At 70.4% G+C, this 17,365-nt stretch carries 12 protein-coding genes; 7 read left to right on the top strand and 5 right to left on the bottom strand.

Annotation, left to right across the window (positions count from 1 at the left end):
• Nucleotides 1–28 precede the first annotated feature (28 nt).
• From ACWCSV_RS08635 to ACWCSV_RS08615, 5 genes are read right to left on the bottom strand one after another with little or no spacing between them, the layout of a single operon-like run.
• The gene (locus tag ACWCSV_RS08635; protein ID WP_451139869.1) at nucleotides 29–598 is read right to left on the bottom strand and encodes a GAF domain-containing protein; all 570 of its coding nucleotides are present in this window, start codon (nucleotides 596–598) and stop codon (nucleotides 29–31) included.
• The gene (locus tag ACWCSV_RS08630; RefSeq protein ID WP_451139867.1) at nucleotides 595–1,218 is read right to left on the bottom strand and encodes a GTP-binding protein; all 624 of its coding nucleotides are present in this window, start codon (nucleotides 1,216–1,218) and stop codon (nucleotides 595–597) included. The genes ACWCSV_RS08635 and ACWCSV_RS08630 overlap by 4 nt, the downstream gene beginning before the upstream one ends.
• Nucleotides 1,196–1,564 (bottom strand): DUF742 domain-containing protein, encoded by a 369-nt coding sequence (locus ACWCSV_RS08625; protein WP_450775236.1) that lies wholly within the window; start codon nucleotides 1,562–1,564, stop codon nucleotides 1,196–1,198. Before ACWCSV_RS08625 ends, ACWCSV_RS08630 begins: the two co-directional genes overlap by 23 nt.
• Nucleotides 1,565–1,566: 2 nt before the next feature.
• The gene (locus ACWCSV_RS08620; RefSeq protein ID WP_266712128.1) at nucleotides 1,567–2,001 is read right to left on the bottom strand and encodes a roadblock/LC7 domain-containing protein; all 435 of its coding nucleotides are present in this window, start codon (nucleotides 1,999–2,001) and stop codon (nucleotides 1,567–1,569) included.
• Between the two features lie 7 nt (nucleotides 2,002–2,008).
• Nucleotides 2,009–4,144, bottom strand: a complete 2,136-nt coding sequence (locus ACWCSV_RS08615) for an ATP-binding protein (protein WP_451139865.1) — start codon at nucleotides 4,142–4,144, stop codon at nucleotides 2,009–2,011.
• 649 nt (nucleotides 4,145–4,793) lie between these two features.
• On the opposite strand from ACWCSV_RS08615, the gene ACWCSV_RS08610 reads away from it, so the two are divergent.
• The 7 genes from ACWCSV_RS08610 to ACWCSV_RS08580 all read left to right on the top strand — a co-directional run bounded on the left by ACWCSV_RS08610 (nucleotide 4,794) and on the right by ACWCSV_RS08580 (nucleotide 17,355).
• On the top strand, nucleotides 4,794–6,011 hold the full coding sequence (locus ACWCSV_RS08610; protein ID WP_451139899.1) for a family 16 glycosylhydrolase: 1,218 nt from the start codon (nucleotides 4,794–4,796) through the stop codon (nucleotides 6,009–6,011).
• Nucleotides 6,012–6,049: 38 nt separating this feature from the next.
• Entirely contained in the window at nucleotides 6,050–7,405 is a 1,356-nt protein-coding gene (locus ACWCSV_RS08605) for a ricin-type beta-trefoil lectin domain protein (protein WP_451139897.1), read from the top strand.
• A gap of 174 nt (nucleotides 7,406–7,579) precedes the next feature.
• Nucleotides 7,580–8,794 carry a D-mannonate dehydratase ManD gene (manD, locus tag ACWCSV_RS08600; RefSeq protein ID WP_451139863.1) on the top strand — a complete coding sequence of 405 codons (1,215 nt, stop codon included), beginning with the start codon at nucleotides 7,580–7,582 and terminating at the stop codon, nucleotides 8,792–8,794.
• A gap of 391 nt (nucleotides 8,795–9,185) precedes the next feature.
• Entirely contained in the window at nucleotides 9,186–13,472 is a 4,287-nt protein-coding gene (locus ACWCSV_RS08595) for a discoidin domain-containing protein (protein ID WP_451139861.1), read from the top strand.
• A 121-nt stretch (nucleotides 13,473–13,593) separates the two neighbouring features.
• A complete protein-coding gene (locus tag ACWCSV_RS08590; RefSeq protein WP_451139859.1) occupies nucleotides 13,594–14,601 on the top strand; it encodes a LacI family DNA-binding transcriptional regulator in 1,008 nt (335 codons plus the stop codon).
• A gap of 276 nt (nucleotides 14,602–14,877) precedes the next feature.
• Nucleotides 14,878–16,299 (top strand): extracellular solute-binding protein, encoded by a 1,422-nt coding sequence (locus ACWCSV_RS08585; protein ID WP_451139857.1) that lies wholly within the window; start codon nucleotides 14,878–14,880, stop codon nucleotides 16,297–16,299.
• Between the two features lie 99 nt (nucleotides 16,300–16,398).
• Nucleotides 16,399–17,355, top strand: coding sequence for a carbohydrate ABC transporter permease (locus ACWCSV_RS08580; RefSeq protein WP_451139855.1), 957 nt, complete (start codon nucleotides 16,399–16,401; stop codon nucleotides 17,353–17,355).
• Nucleotides 17,356–17,365: the final 10 nt, after the last annotated feature.

Genomic DNA, 17,365 nt, shown 5'->3' with positions numbered 1-17,365 from the left:
ACCTGGCGGGACGGGTGGCGGGACGGTCTCAGCGGCGGGGCAGCTCCCGGCGGTCGATGTGGCCCATCAGCTCCTGGGCGAGCGCCTTGATGGTGACGAGCCCCGCGCGCCCCCACGGCCGGGGGACGGTGTCGACGGCGCAGACGGTGCCGAGGGCGACGCCCGTACCGTCGATGAGCGGGGCTCCGAGGTAGGAGCGAATCCCTATGCCGTCCACGACCGGGTTCCCGGCGAAGCGCGGGTAGTCGCAGACGTCGTCCAGCACCAGGGCCTTGCGACGGACCAGCACGTGCGGGCAGTAGCCGTGGTCACGGGCGAGGTAGCGGTCGCTCCGGTTGTTGTGCGCAGCGGCGGCTCCGAGGTCGCCGCCGCCCTGGTTGCCGGCGGGTGTGTGCAGGCCGGCGAAGAACTGACGGTTCTCGTCGATGAAGTTGACCATGGAAAAAGGGGTGGCGGTCACGGCGGCGACCCGGTCCGCGAAGTCGTCGAAGTTGTCGAACGTCGTGTCCGGCCGCTCCCCCAGGCCGAGCCGGCGCAACCGGGCGGCCCGGGTGGTGCCGTCGCGGTCGGCCGGGGTGAGCAGCGGCCTGCCGGTCACGGGTGTGCTCCGTACGTCTGGAGCGGGGCCGGGGCCGGGGTGGCATTGATGAGGTGCTGGAGGAGGGTCACCAGCGCGCCCGTGCCGGAGCTGGCGATCCGCGCGTCGCACAGGACGACCGGGACGCCCGGCGGGAGGTCCAGCGCGGCCCGCACCTCGTCGGGGCCGTACCGGTAGGCGCCGTCGAACTCGTTGACGGCGACGATGAAGCCGATGCCGCGCCGTTCGAAGAAGTCGACGGCGGCGAAGCACTCTTCGAGGCGCCGGGTGTCGGCCAGCACCACCGCGCCGAGGGCGCCCTGCGACAGCTCGTCCCACATGAACCAGAAACGTTCCTGGCCGGGGGTGCCGAAGAGGTAGAGGACGTGTTCGTCGGAGAGGGTGAGCCGGCCGAAGTCCATGGCCACCGTGGTGGCCCGCTTGGACTCGATCCCGTCGAGGTTGTCCGTACCCACGCCGACCTGGGTCAGCAGCTCCTCCGTGCTCAGCGGGGCGATCTCGCTGACGGCGCCCACGAACGTCGTCTTGCCGACCCCGAACCCGCCCGCGACCAGGACCTTGAGGGCCACGGGGAAGGGCGCGGGGCGGGCGGTGCTGTCAGAGTTGTCGTCGTAGACCATCGAGCACTGCCTCCAGCAGGGTTCGGTCGGTGGGCATGTCCTGGAAGGCGGGGGCGTGCGCGGTGACGGCCCCGCAGTCGACCAGGTCGGAGACGAGGACCTTGGCGACCGTCGCGGGCAGCCGCAGATGCGCGGCCACCTCGGCGACGGACGTGGGGCCCTCGCACAGCCCGAGCGTCACGGTGTGTTCGTGGCCCAGGTGGGCCTGCGGTTGCCTGCCGGTCGCCATGATCAGCGAGAGCAGGTCGAGCTCGGTCGTCGGCCGGGTCCGGCCGCTGCTGACGGTGTACGGACGAACGAGCCGGCCGGCCTCGGCGTCGAGCAGCGGCCCTTCCTGAGCCCGCATCCTCACAGCCCCGGGGTGAACGGTGTTCCCGCCATGTGCCGCGCCGGGGTGGCCAGATACGGTCGCACGCTCTTGACCAGCATGGTCATCTCGTACCCGAGGACCGCCGCGTCCGCCTCGCGGCCCGCGAGGACCGCGAGGCAGGTGCCGGAACCGGCGGTGGAGACGAAGAGCAGGGTGGAGTCGAGTTCGACCACGACCTGGCGCACGTCGCCGTTGTCCCCGAACCTGGCCCCGGCGCTGCGGCCCAGGGAGTAGAGCCCCGCCGCCAGGGCGGCCATGTGGTCCGCGCTGTCGGAGTCCATGCCGTGGACCGACTTCACCAGTCCGTCCGCGGACAGCAGGACGGCGCTGCGGGTGTACGGAACGCGCTGGACGAGTCCGCTCAGCAGCCAGTCCAGGTCGGCGACCTGACCGGACGTCATTTCGCTCGGCATGGTGCATCTACTCCTTGTACGTGTTCTCGTGACGGGGGTCGGGGTTCTCGTGACGGGGGCCGGGCCGGCCCGCGATTCCCTTGTCTGACGGTGCGGCCGGCGCGCGGACGGGCAACGGGGTGACCCGCCGTGCCGGCTGCGCGGCCGGAGGGGCGTACGGGGCGAACCCGGGCGCGACGGACCCCGTTCCCTGCGGGAGTCCCTGGCCGGATCCCCGGGGGGACGGACCGGGACCGGTGGCGGACGGCGGGCCGTCGCCACCCGCGGCCGGGGCTTCCGAGTCCTGCGCCGACCGGGCCTCCGCCAGGTCGATCCCGCGCCGGAACGCGGCGACGAGACCGGGGTCGTGCACCGCGTGCTCGTCCGGAACGCGGCGCACCGGGGCCTGGCGGAGCTGCGGCACCAGGTTCTCCTGGTTGGTGCGCCGGGGCAGTTCGGGGCGTGCCGGGGCCGCGGGTTCCGGTTCGGGGTACGCGGCGGGCGCGGGGTATCCCGAGGGTGCGGGGTGGGGGCCGGTGGCCGCCGACCGCTCCGAGGTGCGCTGCGGCAGCGGCGGGCCCTGGGCCTCGCGGCGGATCTGGCGCGGGGGCTGCGGGGCTCCCGGGGTTCCCGGTCCCGCACCGGGTACGCCGGGTGCCCCCTGCCCTTGACCGGATGCGCCGGGCGCTCCGGGTGCCGCGCCGAGGGGGCCGACTCGTCCCGGTACGGGCCGGAGCCGGTCCTGGGCGGGCGGAAGCTGGTCCTGGCCGGGCTGCCGGGTGCGGTCCGGGCCGCCGGGGAGGACGGGTGCGGGCCGGGGCCCGGTGTACCCCGGTGCCGGATGGGCCTGGGGTACGGAGTCCTGGGCCGGGGGCCGGTGCACGGCGCCGGGCGGGGGCACCGGGACGCCTTCCGGCGGGGTGGTGCCGCTCTCGGTGCCGAGCAGCACCTGCGGGAGGACCAGGACCGCCTGCGTACCGCCGTAGATGTTGCTCTCCAGCCGTACCGCGATGCCGTGCCGGCGGGCGAGTGCGGAGACGACGAACAGCCCGATGCGGCCGTCCTGGAGCAGGTGGGCGACGTTGACCTGGTCGGGGTCGGCGAGCAGGGCGTTCATGCGGCTCTGCTCCTGGCCCGGCATGCCGAGCCCCCGGTCCTCCACCTCCAGCGCGAAGCCCGCCGTGACGGACTGGACCCGCAGCAGGACCTGGGTGTGCGGGGCGGAGAACACGGTGGCGTTCTCCACGAGTTCGGCCACCAGGTGGATCACGTCGGCGACGGCGTGCCCGCGCAGGGTGCCCTCGATCGGCGGGACGAGTTTGACCCGCGGGTACTGCTCCACCTCCGCGATGGCGGAGCGCAGCACCTCGGTGAGGGTGACCGGGTTGGACCACTGCCGACGGGAGACCGCCCCGCCGAGCACGGCGAGGTTCTCGGCGTGGCGGCGGATGCGGGTCGCCAGGTGGTCGACGTGGAAGAGGCCCTTGAGGAGGTCGGGGTCCTCCACCTCGTGTTCGAGTTCGTCGAGAATCTGAATCTCGCGGTGCACCAGGGATTGCAGACGGCGCGCGAGGTTGACGAAGACCTCCACCTTCTGTTCGTTGCCCGCGTTGCTGAAGAGCTGGGAGGCCTGCGCCACGGCGGCCACGGCGGCTTCCTGGGAGCGCGTGATCTCCTGTCCGAGCAGGTCGAAGGCGTCCGCACCCGGGGCGGTGGGCTGCGGGGGCCGGCGGGCGGGAAGCACTTCGCCGGCGCGGAGCTGCTCCAGCGCCCGCTGGAGGTCGGCCTGGCCGCGTGCGTTGGTCCGGCGGAGCGCCTGGGCCCGGTCGAGCAGTCCGGCCGAGACCCGGTGGGCGCCGATGCACGCCGCCGCGACGGCCGTCACGGCGAGCGCGCCCGAGCCGCCGAGCGCGGCCAGCAGGCTGCCGGAGGGGCGTAGCCCGGAAGCCCGCACGGTGAAGATGACCGCGGCGGCACCGCTCAGCAGGGCGGCCACGGTCGGCAGCAGCGCCGCACGCGTCATCTGGCCGCGCATCCGCAGCTCCGGGGTCGGCTGCGCGGCACGCGGCTTCGCGGCGGTGGATGGGGAACGGCCAGCCGGGCGGCCGTGCCGCCCGCTCTCCCGGCGATCCGGTCGCGCTTCTGGTGCGCGAAGTTGAGACATCAGCGTCCTCGGTACGTGGGGCACCCGGAATCGTTCATGCGGTGGCACCAAAGGGGGTCGTCAAGGCTCCGGATCAACCGGGTGGGCTCGAAGAACATGAGCCCATCGTTGATCACTGAGCACACACGGTAGTCGCCGACGCGGCGGGCGTGAGCGCCAGTTGCCGAACTTGCCCGCCATCCGTCCCGCTCTGGTATGACGGCCCGCACTCACGACCGAATTCCGGTGCGCCACTCGAACCCGGCCCCCTCGCGGACCGACGCACGGTCACCGCCCCCGCCCGGCACGCCGAGTGACGGGCCGGCGCGGTCGACGCGGTCGACGACGGGGCGCCCGCTCGTTCAAGACATGAAACGAGCGGCCCGCGCACCCCTCCCCCACGGCCAACAGAAGGTCTGTACCAGCACCTTGACGCCCTCTCCTCCCCTCACTTAAATCAAGTAGTGAATTAACAACCGGCATCGCCCCCTCGGGTGCCGGTTCGTGCTGCAACCTGTCATGCCCATGACCATATGAGCCGTGACGAAAAGCCCCTGCCCGAAAGATCCCCGACCGGGCAACCCCCACACGAAGTGAAGTGATGATGGTGCGAACCCCCAGAAAGCGCCGACTGGCGCTCTGTGTCGCGTCCCTCCTCTGCTGTTCCGGCCTGCTCACCGCCGTTCCCGCGGGCGCGGCACCCGTGACCGGCCAGAGCGCCGCCGCCGCGGCCGCCGCGACCACGACCTTCTCCGACGACTTCAACGGCGCGGCCGGATCGGCGCCCGACGCGAGCAAGTGGCAGACGGAGACCGGCGACAACGTCAGCAACCACGAGCGGCAGTACTACACGTCGGGCGCGAACAACGCCAAGCTGGACGGCCAGGGCAACCTGGTCATCACCGCCCGCAAGGAGAACCCCGCCAACTACCAGTGCTGGTACGGCACGTGCCAGTACACCTCGGCACGGCTGAACACCTCCGGCAAGTTCACCTCGACGTACGGGCACGTCGAGACCCGGATGAAGATCCCGCGCGGCCAGGGCATGTGGCCGGCGTTCTGGATGCTCGGCGCGGACCTGGGCAGCGTCGGCTGGCCCAACAGCGGTGAGATCGACATCATGGAGAATGTCGGCTACGAGCCGGGCGCGGTCCACGGCACCATCCACGGCCCCGGGTACTCCGGCTCCGCGGGCATCGGCGCGGGCTACACATTGCCGAACGGCCAGGCCTTCGCCGACGCGTTCCACACCTTCGCGGTCGACTGGGCCCCGAACTCCATCACCTGGTCGGTCGACGGGAACGTCTACCAGACGCGCACCCCCGCCGACGTGGGCGGCAACAGCTGGGTGTTCAACAAGCCCTTCTTCATCATCCTGAACCTCGCGGTCGGCGGCTACTGGCCCGGCGACCCCGACGGATCGACGCCCTTCCCCGGCCAGCTCGTCGTCGACTACGTGCACGTCACCACCAGTGACGGCGGCACGACTCCTCCCCCGGCCACCGGTGGTTCGATCACGGGCATCGGCGGCAAGTGCGTCGACGTGGCGAGCGCCGCCACCGCGAACGGCACCGCCGTGCAGCTGTACGACTGCAACGGTTCCGCCGCCCAGAAGTGGTCCGTCAACTCCGACGGCAGTATCCGCGCCCTCGGCAAGTGCCTAGACGCCAAGGACGCCGGCACCGCCGACGGCACCCTGCTCCAGCTCTGGGACTGCAACGGGAGCGCCGCGCAGAAATGGGCGACCCCCGCGGCCAAGGACATCGTCGGCATCCAGTCGAACAAGTGCATGGACGCCACGGGCAACTCCTCGGCGAACGGCACCCGGCTCCAGCTCTGGACCTGCTCCGGCACGGCCAACCAGAAGTGGACGGTGAACGCCGCGTGAGCGCGCTCGCAGGTACCCGCCGCCGCTGGGGCCGGTCCCTGGCGCTGCCCTCGGCGCTCCTCCTCGCGGCCGGGGCGTCCCTCGTCTCGCTGCCGGCCACCGCGCAGGCGGCGGTGACCGCGACCGGTGCCATCACCGGCATCGGCGGCAAGTGCGTCGACGTCGCCGGCGCCTCGGCGGCCAACGGCACCGCTGTCCAGCTGTACGACTGCAACGGCTCCGCCGCCCAGCAGTGGAGCGTCAACAGCGACGGCACCATCCGCGCGCTGGGCAAGTGTCTCGACGTCAAGGACAACGGCACCGCCGACGGTTCCCAGCTCCAGCTCTGGGACTGCGCGGGCAGCGCCAACCAGAAGTGGTCCGTCTCCGCGGCACGCGACATCGTGAACCCGCAGGCGAACAAGTGCGTGGACGCCACGGGCAACTCCTCGGCGAACAGCACCCGGCTCCAGCTCTGGACCTGCTCCGGAACCGCCAACCAGAAGTGGACGGCCCCCTCGGGCGGCGGCACGCCCGCACCCGGCGGGACCATGGCCGTGGCCCCGTACCTCTACAACGGGTGGGGCAGTCCGCCGAGTCCGACGACCGTGATGAACGCGACCGGGGTGAAGTGGTTCACCCTGGCGTTCGTCCTGAGCAACGGCTACTGCAACCCGCAGTGGGACGGTTCGCGGGCCCTGACCGGCGGCGTCGACCAGCAGACGGTCAACACCGTGCGCGCGGCGGGCGGCGACGTCATCCCGTCGTTCGGCGGCTGGAGCGGCAACAAGCTGGAGAGCTCCTGCTCCAGCGCCGGTGAGCTGGCCGCCGCTTACCAGAAGGTCATCAACGCGTACGGCCTCAAGGCGATCGACATCGACATCGAGGCGGACGCCTACAGCAGCGCCACCGTGCAGCAGCGCACGGTGGACGCGCTGAAGACCGTCAAGGCCAACAACCCGGGCATCAAGGTGTACGTCACCTTCGGCACCGGCCAGAGCGGTCCGGACAGTTCGCTGATCAACCGGGCCGCCTCCTCGGGGCTGACCGTCGACAGCTGGACGATCATGCCGTTCGACTTCGGCGGCGCCGGCCAGAACATGGGCAACCTCACCAAGCAGGCCGCCGAGGGCCTGAAGAACGCGGTGAAGAGCGCCTACGGGTACACCGACGACCAGACGTACCGGTCGATCGGCATCTCGTCCATGAACGGCCTCACCGACGACAACGAGACCGTGACGGTGGACGACTTCCGCACCATCCTCGCGTACGCCCAGCAGCACCACCTGGCACGGCTGACCTTCTGGTCGGTCAACCGTGACCGGCCGTGCACCGGCGGCGGCGCGGACACCTGCTCGGACGTCAGCCAGCAGGCGTGGGACTACACCCGCGTGTTCGCGCAGTACACGGGGTGAACCACGGCGTGGTGGCCGGGCCGTGACGGGCCCGGCCACCACGCACGCGTGCGGGAGGGAGGCCCGGGCGGAGCGCCGGCGACGGGACTGATGGAATACCGGGCAGGGCGGGTCGTCACCGACGGCCCCGCCCGGTATCGCACAGCCCTGCCCAGTACCGGAAAGAGCACGCGCATGAAGATCGTCGACGCGAAGTTGATCGTCACCAGTCCCGGACGCAACTTCGTCACGCTGAAGCTGACGACCGACGAGGGGCTCACCGGGCTCGGCGACGCCACGCTCAACGGCAGGGAGCTCGCCGTCGTCGGCTACCTCCAGGACCACGTGCTGCCGTTGCTCGTCGGGCTCGACCCGCACCGCATCGAGGACACCTGGCAGTACCTGTACCGGGGCGCCTACTGGCGGCGCGGGCCGGTCACCATGGCCGCGATAGCCGCCGTGGACGTGGCGCTCTGGGACATCAAGGCCAAGGCCGCCGGGCTCCCGCTCTACCAGCTCCTCGGCGGCGCGAGCCGTGACCGCGTCCGCACCTACGGCCACGCCAACGGCGCCGGCATCCCCGAGCTGCTCGACTCCGTCCGGGCCCGCCTCGCCCAGGGGTACCGGGCGGTCCGCATCCAGACCGGCGTGCCGGGGCTCAAGGCGGTGTACGGGGTGCACACCACGGACGAGAGCGGCGCCGCCGTGCTCCACCAGCAGGCCAGGCCGCTGGTCGAGGACTGGGACACCGACGCCTACCTGCGGCACGTCCCGGCGGTCTTCGAGGCGGTACGGGCGGAGTTCGGCGCCGAACTGCCGTTGCTCCACGACGCCCATCACCGCCTCACCCCGATCCAGGCGGCGCGGCTCGGCAAGGACCTGGAGCCGTACCGCCCGTTCTGGCTGGAGGACTGCACGCCCGCGGAGAACCAGGACGCGTTCCGCCTGATCCGCCACCACACGACCACGCCGCTGGCGGTGGGCGAGGTCTTCAACACCGTCCACGACTACCAGGCGCTGATCACCGAGCGGCTGATCGACTACGCGCGGTCGGCGGTCACCCACTTCGGCGGGGTCACCCCGCTGCGGAAGCTCTTCGACTTCGCCGCGCAGTACCAGGTCAAGGCGGCGACGCACGGGCCCGAGGACATCTCCCCGGTGGGCCTGGCCGCGGCGGTCCATCTGGACCTCGCCGTCCACAACTTCGGCATCCAGGAGTACTCCGGGCACTCCGCGCTCACCGAGGAGGTGTTCCGGCACGCCTACACGTTCACCGACGGGCACCTGCACCCGGGCGAGGCCCCCGGCATCGGCGTGGAGCTCGACGAGGAAATGGCCGCCGCCCACCCGTACGAGCCCGCCTACCTGCCGGTCAACCGCCTCCAGGACGGCACCGTCCACGACTGGTGACGCCGGGGGGCGCCCGCTCCCCCTCCGTACCCGCCCTGACCGATGCCCCGGACCGCCGCGCTCCCGCGCGCGGTGGTCCGGGGCATCGGCACGTCCGCAGCCCGCGCTGCCTTGCGCAAAAACGCAACTGACTTCCATCCCTTGCGGCGAACTTGCATTTCCCGACTGCTCTCACGAAAGCCCCTGCTCGGACGCGGTGCCGACCCATCTCGTCTTCCCCGTGCAGCAATTGGTACCTACGAGACCGGTAGACGGACCTCCAGATATCTGCAACCCTCTGACCGCTCCTCGCAAAAGATGTAGTGCATGACGCATAAATCTAATCCTCCCTGCACATCGACTGAGCCGCGCCTCGCCGCCGTCAGGGGCGAGGCCGAGGGATCGGGGATCCATGAGAGCGAAACGCTGGAGAGCGCGCGGTCTGTCCGCAGTGGTCGTCACCAGCCTGCTGACCGTCGGATGGCCCGCACTGACCGCCGCGGCGGCAGCGGGGCCGAACGCGGCCTCGGGCCTGCCGGCCAGGGCGAGCAGCGCACGGGCCGGGAACACCGCCGCCGGCATCACCGACGGCGACCAGGGCAGCTACTGGCAGAGCGCGAAAACCAACCAGCCCCAGTGGGTGCAGACCGACCTGGGGTCCACCGTCCGGACCGACGGTGTCGTGCTGAAACTCCCGGCCGGGTGGGCGAGCCGCACGCAGACCCTCGCCGTCCAGGGCAGCACCGACGGCACCGCCTTCACCACGCTGAAGAGTTCGGCGACGTACACCTTCAGCCCGGGACAGGCCAACGCGGTCACCGTGAACTACCCGGCCACCAAGGCACGTTACGTACGGATCGCCGTCACGGACAACTCCGTGGCCGACGCCGCCCAGCTCTCCGAGCTGGAGGTGAAGGTGGCCGCCGCGTCCTCGGTGAACCTGGCGAGCGGGCGCACCCTGACCGAGAGCAGCCACACGGACGTCTACCCGGCGTCCAACGCCAACGACGGCAACAAGTCGACGTACTGGGAGAGCTCCAACAACGCCTTCCCGCAGTGGATCCAGGCCGATCTCGCCTCCGCCGTACGGGTCGACCGGGTGGTCCTGAAGCTGCCGGACAGCTGGGGGCCGCGCAGCCAGACGCTGAAGATCCAGGGCAGCACCAACGGTTCGGCCTTCACCGACCTGACCGCCTCGCAGGCGTACACCTTCGACAGCGCGGGGGGTCAGACGGTCACGATCTCCTTCGACGCGACCACCACCCGTTACGTCCGTGCCCTGTTCACCGCGAACAGCGTGCAACCCGCGGGGCAGGTGTCCGAGTTCGAGGTCTACGGCCCCGAGACCGGTGACACGCAGGCGCCGTCCGCGCCGACCGGTCTCGCCCTCACCGAGCCCGCGAGCGGTCAGATCAGGCTGGCCTGGAACGCCTCCACCGACAACACCGCGGTCACCGGCTACGACATCTACGCCAACAACACCCTGCTGACCAGCGTCGCGGGCGGGGTGACGACGTTCACCGACAGCCGTCCCGCGAACCAGACGGTCTCGTACTACGTACGGGCCAAGGACGCGGCCGGGAACCAGTCGGGGAACAGCAACACGGTCACCCGGCAGGCGAGCGGCGGGGACACCACGGCGCCGACGGCCCCCTCCGGGCTGACGCTCACCGAGCCGGCGAGCGGTCAGATCAAGCTGGTCTGGAACGCCTCCACCGACAACACCGCGGTCACCGGCTACGACATCTACGCCAACAACACCCTGCGGGGCAGTGTCGGCGGTTCGGTGACCACGTACACCGACACGCAGCCCGCCTCGGCCACCGTCACCTACGTGGTCAAGGCGAAGGACGCGGCGGGCAACCAGTCCTCCGCGAGCAACTCGGTCACCCGCAACGGCTCCGGCACCACCGGCTCCAACCTCGCGGTGTCCAAGCCGATCAGCGCCTCGTCGTACGTGCACACCTACGTGGCGACGAACGCCAACGACAACAACGTGACGACCTACTGGGAGGGAGCCGGGGGCAGCTACCCCAACACCCTGACGGTCCAGCTGGGTTCCAACGCCGACCTGAGCTCGCTGGTGCTGAAGCTCAACCCGGACAGCGCGTGGTCGTCGCGCACGCAGACCATCGAGGTGCTCGGGCGGGAGCAGAGCGCGAGCTCCTTCACCAGCCTGGTCGCGGCGAAGAGTTACTCCTTCGACCCGGCGAGCGGGAACAGCGTCACCGTCCCCGTCTCCGGCCGCGTCGCCGACGTACAGCTGAAGTTCACGGCCAACTCCGGTTCCTCGGCGGGGCAGGTGGCCGAGTTCCAGGTGATCGGGGTCCCGGCGCCGAACCCGGACCTCGAAGTCACCGGCGTGACGGCCTCGCCCACCGCGCCGGTGGAGTCGGACACCATCACCCTCGGTGCCACCGTCCGCAACAGCGGTGCGGTCGCTTCGGCCGCCACCAAGGTGGACCTGCTCCTGGGCGGATCCAAGGTCGCCACCGCCTCGGTGGGCGCCCTGGCGGCGGGCGCGCAGACCACGGTCAGCGCCTCCATCGGCACGCGGGAGGCGGGGAGTTACCCGCTCGGTGCGGTGGTCGACCCGGCGGGCGAGGTGATCGAGCAGAACGAGTCGAACAACACCTACAACCGCACCGATCCCCTCGTGGTGAAGCCGGTCTCCAGCTCCGACCTGGTCGCCTCGGTGAACACCTCGCCGTCCAGCCCCTCGGCCGGTGACGCGGTGACCTTCGACGTGGCGATCAAGAACCAGGGTTCGATCGCCTCGGCGAGCGGCAGCCACGGAGTGACCCTCGCCGTGGTCGACTCCAACAACGCGACCGTGAAGACCCTGACGGGCGCGTTCACCGGGACCATCGCGGCCGGAGCGACCGCGGCCTCGGTGAAGCTCGGGCCGTGGACGGCGGCCGACGGCTCGTACACCGTGAAGGTGACGCTCGCCGACGACGCCAACGAGCTGCCGGTGAAGCGGACGAACAACGTCTCCACCCAGTCGCTGTTCGTCGGCCGCGGCGCCGACATGCCGTACGACACGTACGAGGCGGAGGACGCCACCACCGGGGGCGGCGCCCAGGTGGTCGGCCCCAACCGCACGGTGGGCGACATCGCCGGTGAGGCGTCCGGCCGCAAGGCCGTGAACCTGGACGCGACCGGCGAGTACGTCGAGTTCACCACCCGCGCGGCCACCAACACGCTGGTGACCCGGTTCTCCATCCCGGACGCCCCGGGCGGCGGCGGCATCGACTCCACGATCGACGTCTACGTGAACGGTGTCCTGAAGAAGGCGCTCCCGCTGACCTCCCGGTACGCCTGGCTGTACGGCGCCGAGGCGGGCCCCGGCAACTCCCCCTCGGCGGGCGGGCCCCGGCACATCTACGACGAGGCGCACCTCCTGCTCGGTGAGACCGTGCCGGCGGGAGCCAAGATCCGGCTGCAGAAGGACGCCGCGAACACCTCCACGTACGCGATCGACTTCGTCAGCCTGGAGCAGGCGACGGCCGTCGCCAACCCCGACCCGGCGGCGTACGCCGTGCCGGCCGGGTTCACCCACCAGGATGTCCAGAACGCCCTGGACCGGGTGCGGATGGACACCACCGGCAAGCTGGTCGGCGTCTATCTGCCGACGGGCGACTACCAGACCTCGTCCAAGTTCCAGGTGTACGGGAAGGCCGTGAAGGTGGTCGGCGCGGGGCCCTGGTTCACCAGGTTCCAGGGGCCGGCCGGGCAGGAGAACACCGACATCGGGTTCCGCGCGGACGCGACGGCGAACGGGTCGTCGTTCTCGGGCTTCGCCTACTTCGGCAACTACACCTCGCGGATCGACGGTCCGGGGAAGGTGTTCGACTTCGCGGGCGTCTCCGACATCGTGATCGACGACGTCTGGGTCGAGCACATGGTGTGCATGTACTGGGGCGCCAACACGGACCGGATGACCATCAAGAACTCCCGCATCCGGGACACCTTCGCCGACGGCATCAACATGACCAACGGTTCGACGGACAACCTCGTGTCCAACAACGAGGCCCGGGCCACCGGTGACGACAGCTTCGCGCTCTTCTCGGCGATCGACGCCGGCGGGGCGGACATGAAGAACAACGTCTTCGAGAACCTGACGTCGCTCCTCACCTGGCGGGCCGCGGGCATCGCCGTGTACGGCGGTTACGACAACACCTTCCGCAACCTCCGGGTCGCGGACACCCTGGTCTACGCGGGAATCACCATCTCCTCGCTGGACTTCGGCTATCCGATGAACGGCTTCGGCACCGGGCCCACGGCCCTGGAGAACATCTCCCTGGTCCGGACCGGTGGCCACTTCTGGGGGTCGCAGACCTTCCCGGCCATCTGGGTGTTCTCCGCCTCGAAGGTGTTCCAGGGCATCAGGGTGAGCCACGTGGACATCGTGGACCCGACCTACAGCGGAGTGATGTTCCAGACGAACTACGTGGGCGGGCAGCCGCAGTTCCCGATCAAGGACACGGTCTTCACGGACATCTCGATCTCGGGTGCCCGCAAGAGCGGGGACGCCTTCGACGCGAAGTCCGGCTTCGGTCTCTGGGCGAACGAGCTGCCGGAGTCGGGGCAGGGTCCCGCGGTCGGTGAGGTCACCTTCAACGGCCTGAGGCTCTCCAACAACGCGGTGGACATCCGGAACACCACCTCGACCTTCAAGATCAACGTCAACCCGTAAAGGAGCCTTCACCGGGCATACGGGCCGTCGCGGCGGGGCTGTTCCACCGCCGCGACGGCCCTGCACGACGGCCGTACGACCGACGCAAGCTGCTTGCGCAGCTTGCGTTAGTCTTGCGTCCATGACGCGAAGACTTGCTCAAGTGGCAAAGAAGGTGGGTGTCAGCGAGGCCACGGTCAGCCGGGTCCTCAACGGCAAGCCCGGAGTCTCCCAGGCGACCCGGCAGTCGGTGCTCACCGCACTGGACGTGCTCGGCTACGAGCGGCCCAGCCAGCTGCGGGGCGAACGGGCGCGGCTGGTCGGCCTGGTCCTGCCCGAGCTCCAGAACCCGATCTTCCCGGCCTTCGCCGAGGTCATCGGCGGCGCGCTCGCGCAGCAGGGCCTCACGCCGGTGCTCTGCACCCAGACCAAGGGCGGTGTCTCCGAGGCGGACTACGTGGACCTGCTGCTCCAGCAGCAGGTCTCCGGGGTGGTCTTCGCCGGCGGGCTCTTCGCCCAGGCGGACGCGGAGCACGCGCACTACCGGCGGCTCGCGGAGCGGAAGATCCCGGTGGTCCTCATCAACGCCCCCATAGAGAACCTCGACTTCCCCTGCATCTCGTGCGACGACGGGGTCGCCGTCGAGCAGGCGTGGCGCCATCTCGCCTCCCTGGGCCACGAGAGGATCGGCCTGGTACTGGGCCCGGCCGACCACATCCCCTCGCGGCGCAAGCTGGCGGCCGCCCGGACGGCCGCGCTGGCCAACGGGCGGGAGCTGACGGACGAGTTCGTCGAGCGGACCATGTTCTCCCTGGAGGGCGGGCAGGCGGCCGCCTCCCGGCTGCTGGACCGGGGCGCCACCGGCATCATCTGCGCGAGCGACCCGCTGGCCCTCGGCGCGGTACGGGCGGCGCGCCGGCGCGGGGTCTCCGTGCCGGACGGGGTGTCGGTGGTGGGGTACGACGACTCCGCCTTCATGAACTGCACGGAGCCGCCGCTCACCACCGTGCGCCAGCCCATCGAGGCGATGGGCCGCGCGGTCGTCGAGCTGCTGTGCGCCCAGATCCAGGGCGGCGAAGTGCACCAGGGCGAACTGCTCTTCGAGCCCGAGCTGGTGGTGCGCGGCTCGACGGCCCAGGCGCCGCGGTAGCACCGACCACTCCGGCGGCGCCGACGCCGCAGACCCCCGCCCCCTTTCCGGGGCGGGGGTCTGCGGCGTTCCGCGTTGCGGGGGGCCGCAACCGCCGGTGGTGGGCCCGTGCGGGGCGACCCATGATCCGCCTCGCCCCATTCATTCATCTGTCAAACAATTACGAGATCGGCGCTAGATATTGCGCCCTTCTGTTCCCGGTGGTTGAGTGTGCGGCGCCCCACAACGCACCGGCGGTGGGGCGACGTCCACGCACATGCCCGAGGGGGACCACCCATGAGTAGAGCCGCGTTCCGCCGTCGAAGCCGCGCAGGCGCGGTCGCCGTTGTCTCCGCGCTGGCGCTCACCGCGCTCGCGGCCTGCGGCACGAGCAGCAGCAGTGACAACGACGGCGGCGAGAAGGACGGCGGCAGCGCGTCGGCCGACCCCGCCGCCCCGCTGGACCCGAAGACCAAGGTGACGATCACCATCGACTGCATGCCGCCCACGGCGAAGGCGGCCGAGCTCAAGGAGTGGAAGGAGGACGTCGCCGAGTTCAACAAGACGTACCCGAACGTCACCATCGAGGGGCGGTCCACCGCCGGCCAGTGTCTGGAGCCGCCGCGCTTCACCGCGATGCTGAAGGCGAAGTCGCAGCCGGACGTGTTCTACACGTACTTCACCGACCTGCCGCAGGTGCTCGACAACGACGGCGCCGAGGACATCACCGCGTACGTCACCGACAAGAGCGTGCCCCGGCTGGCGGACATCGACCCGAACGTCCTCAACTCGCTCAAGCAGGACGGCAAGTTGTACGGGCTGCCCACCAGCAACTACACGATGGGCCTGCTCGTCAACCGCAAGCTCTTCCAGCAGGCAGGCCTGGACCCCGACGCCCCGCCGCGCACCTGGGCCGAGGTCCGTACCGCCGCGAAGAAGATCGCGGGCCTGGGCAAGGGCATCTCCGGCTTCGGCGAGTACAGCGCGGGCAACACGGGCGGCTGGCACTTCACCGCGCAGATGTACAGCGTCGGCGGCGAGGTGGTCGACGCGAGCGGCACCAAGGCGGCGTTCAACAACGACCTGGGCAAGCAGGTCGCCGAGAACATCAAGGCCATGCGGTGGGACGACGACAGCATGGGCAAGACGCAGCTGCTGAAGTGGGGCGACCTGCAGAAGCAGATCGCCACCGACAAGCTGGGCATGTTCCTCGCCGCGCCCGACGACATCGCGTACATGGTGCAGCAACTCGGCGCCAGCTACGAGAACTTCGGGATGGGCCCGATTCCCGGCGAGAAGAACACCCTGGCCGGCGGCAACAACTACATGGTCAAGAAGGGGATTTCGGCCGACAAGATCAAGGCCGCCATCGCCTGGCTGAACTTCAAGAACCTGAGCGTCGGCAAGGGCCAGTTCGACTGGGAGCGCACCAAGGCCGACAAGCTGCCCGTCGGCGTCCCCCAGCCCAACTTCTGGCTGAACCAGTCCAAGACCGAGGACGACGCCGCGCGCACCCAGTTCGCCACCATGCCGGTCGCCAACTTCAAGACCTTCGTGGACAACCCGGTGGCGGGCAAGGCCGAGCCGCCGAAGGCCCAGGAGGTCTACAAGGTCCTGGACAACGTGATGTCCGGCCTCCTCACCAACAAGAACGCGAACGTCGACAAGCTGCTCTCCGACGCGGAGAAGCAGGTCAACCAGGTCCTGGCCACCCAGTAGCCGACGCGGGGGGCCGGGCTCACCGGCCCCCCGACCCGTCCGCGCACCGTCCGCGCCCGGACCGCGTTCCGGCACCACTGCACCGAGGAGGCGGCGACGATGTCGGCCCCCACCATCCCCAAGACGACGGCGAAGACACCCCGCCCGTCCCGGCACCACGGCGAAGGCCGGAAGCCCGCCGGCGCCTTCGCCCGGGCCCTGCGCCGCAACCTCACCGCCCACGGCTTCCTGATCGGCGCCGTGATCTGTTTCGGCCTCTTCTCCTGGTACCCCATGGTGCGGGAGTTCCTGCTCGCGTTCCAGAAGACCGAGGACGGCCAGACCACCTGGGCGGGCCTGGACAATCTGAACACCGTCTTCAACGACCCGGCGTTCTGGCAGGCCTGGCGCAACACCCTGCTCTTCACCGTGCTCGCGCTGGTCCTGGGCTTCGCCGTCCCGTTCGTGGTCGCGGTGGTGCTCAACGAATTCCGGCACGCGCAGGGCTATCTGCGGCTCCTCGTGTACCTCCCCGTCATGCTCCCGCCGGTCGCCTCGGTGCTGCTCTTCAAGTACCTCTACGACCCCGGGTACGGCCTGCTCAACCAGCTCCTCGACTTCTTCGGGATACCCGCCCAGCAGTGGCTCCAGGACCCGAGCACCTCGATGCTCTCGGTCGTGGTCGCGGCGACCTGGATGAACATGGGCGGCGCGACACTCATCTACCTCGCCGCGCTCCAGGGCATCCCGGGCGAGCTGTACGAGGCCGCCGAGCTGGACGGCGCCGGGCTGCTGCGCAAGATCTGGCACGTCACCATCCCGCAGACCCGGCTCATCCTGTCGCTGCTGCTGCTCATGCAGGTCATCGCGACCATGCAGGTGTTCGTCGAGCCCTTCCTGCTCACCGGCGGCGCGGGCCCCGAGGGATCGACCACCACGGTCGTGTACCTGATCTACCAATACGCCTTCAACTTCAACAACTACGGCGCCGCGGCGGCGCTCGGCCTGGTCCTCCTCGTACTGCTCGCCGGAGTGTCGGCCGTGTACGTGAGGCTCAGCCGCGCCGAGGACGAGTAGGACCCGGGGG

Source organism: Streptomyces sp. NPDC001770, assembly GCF_053596135.1.
The sequence above is the reverse complement of the archived record's forward strand: the minus strand, read 5'-3'. Positions and strand labels throughout refer to the sequence as shown.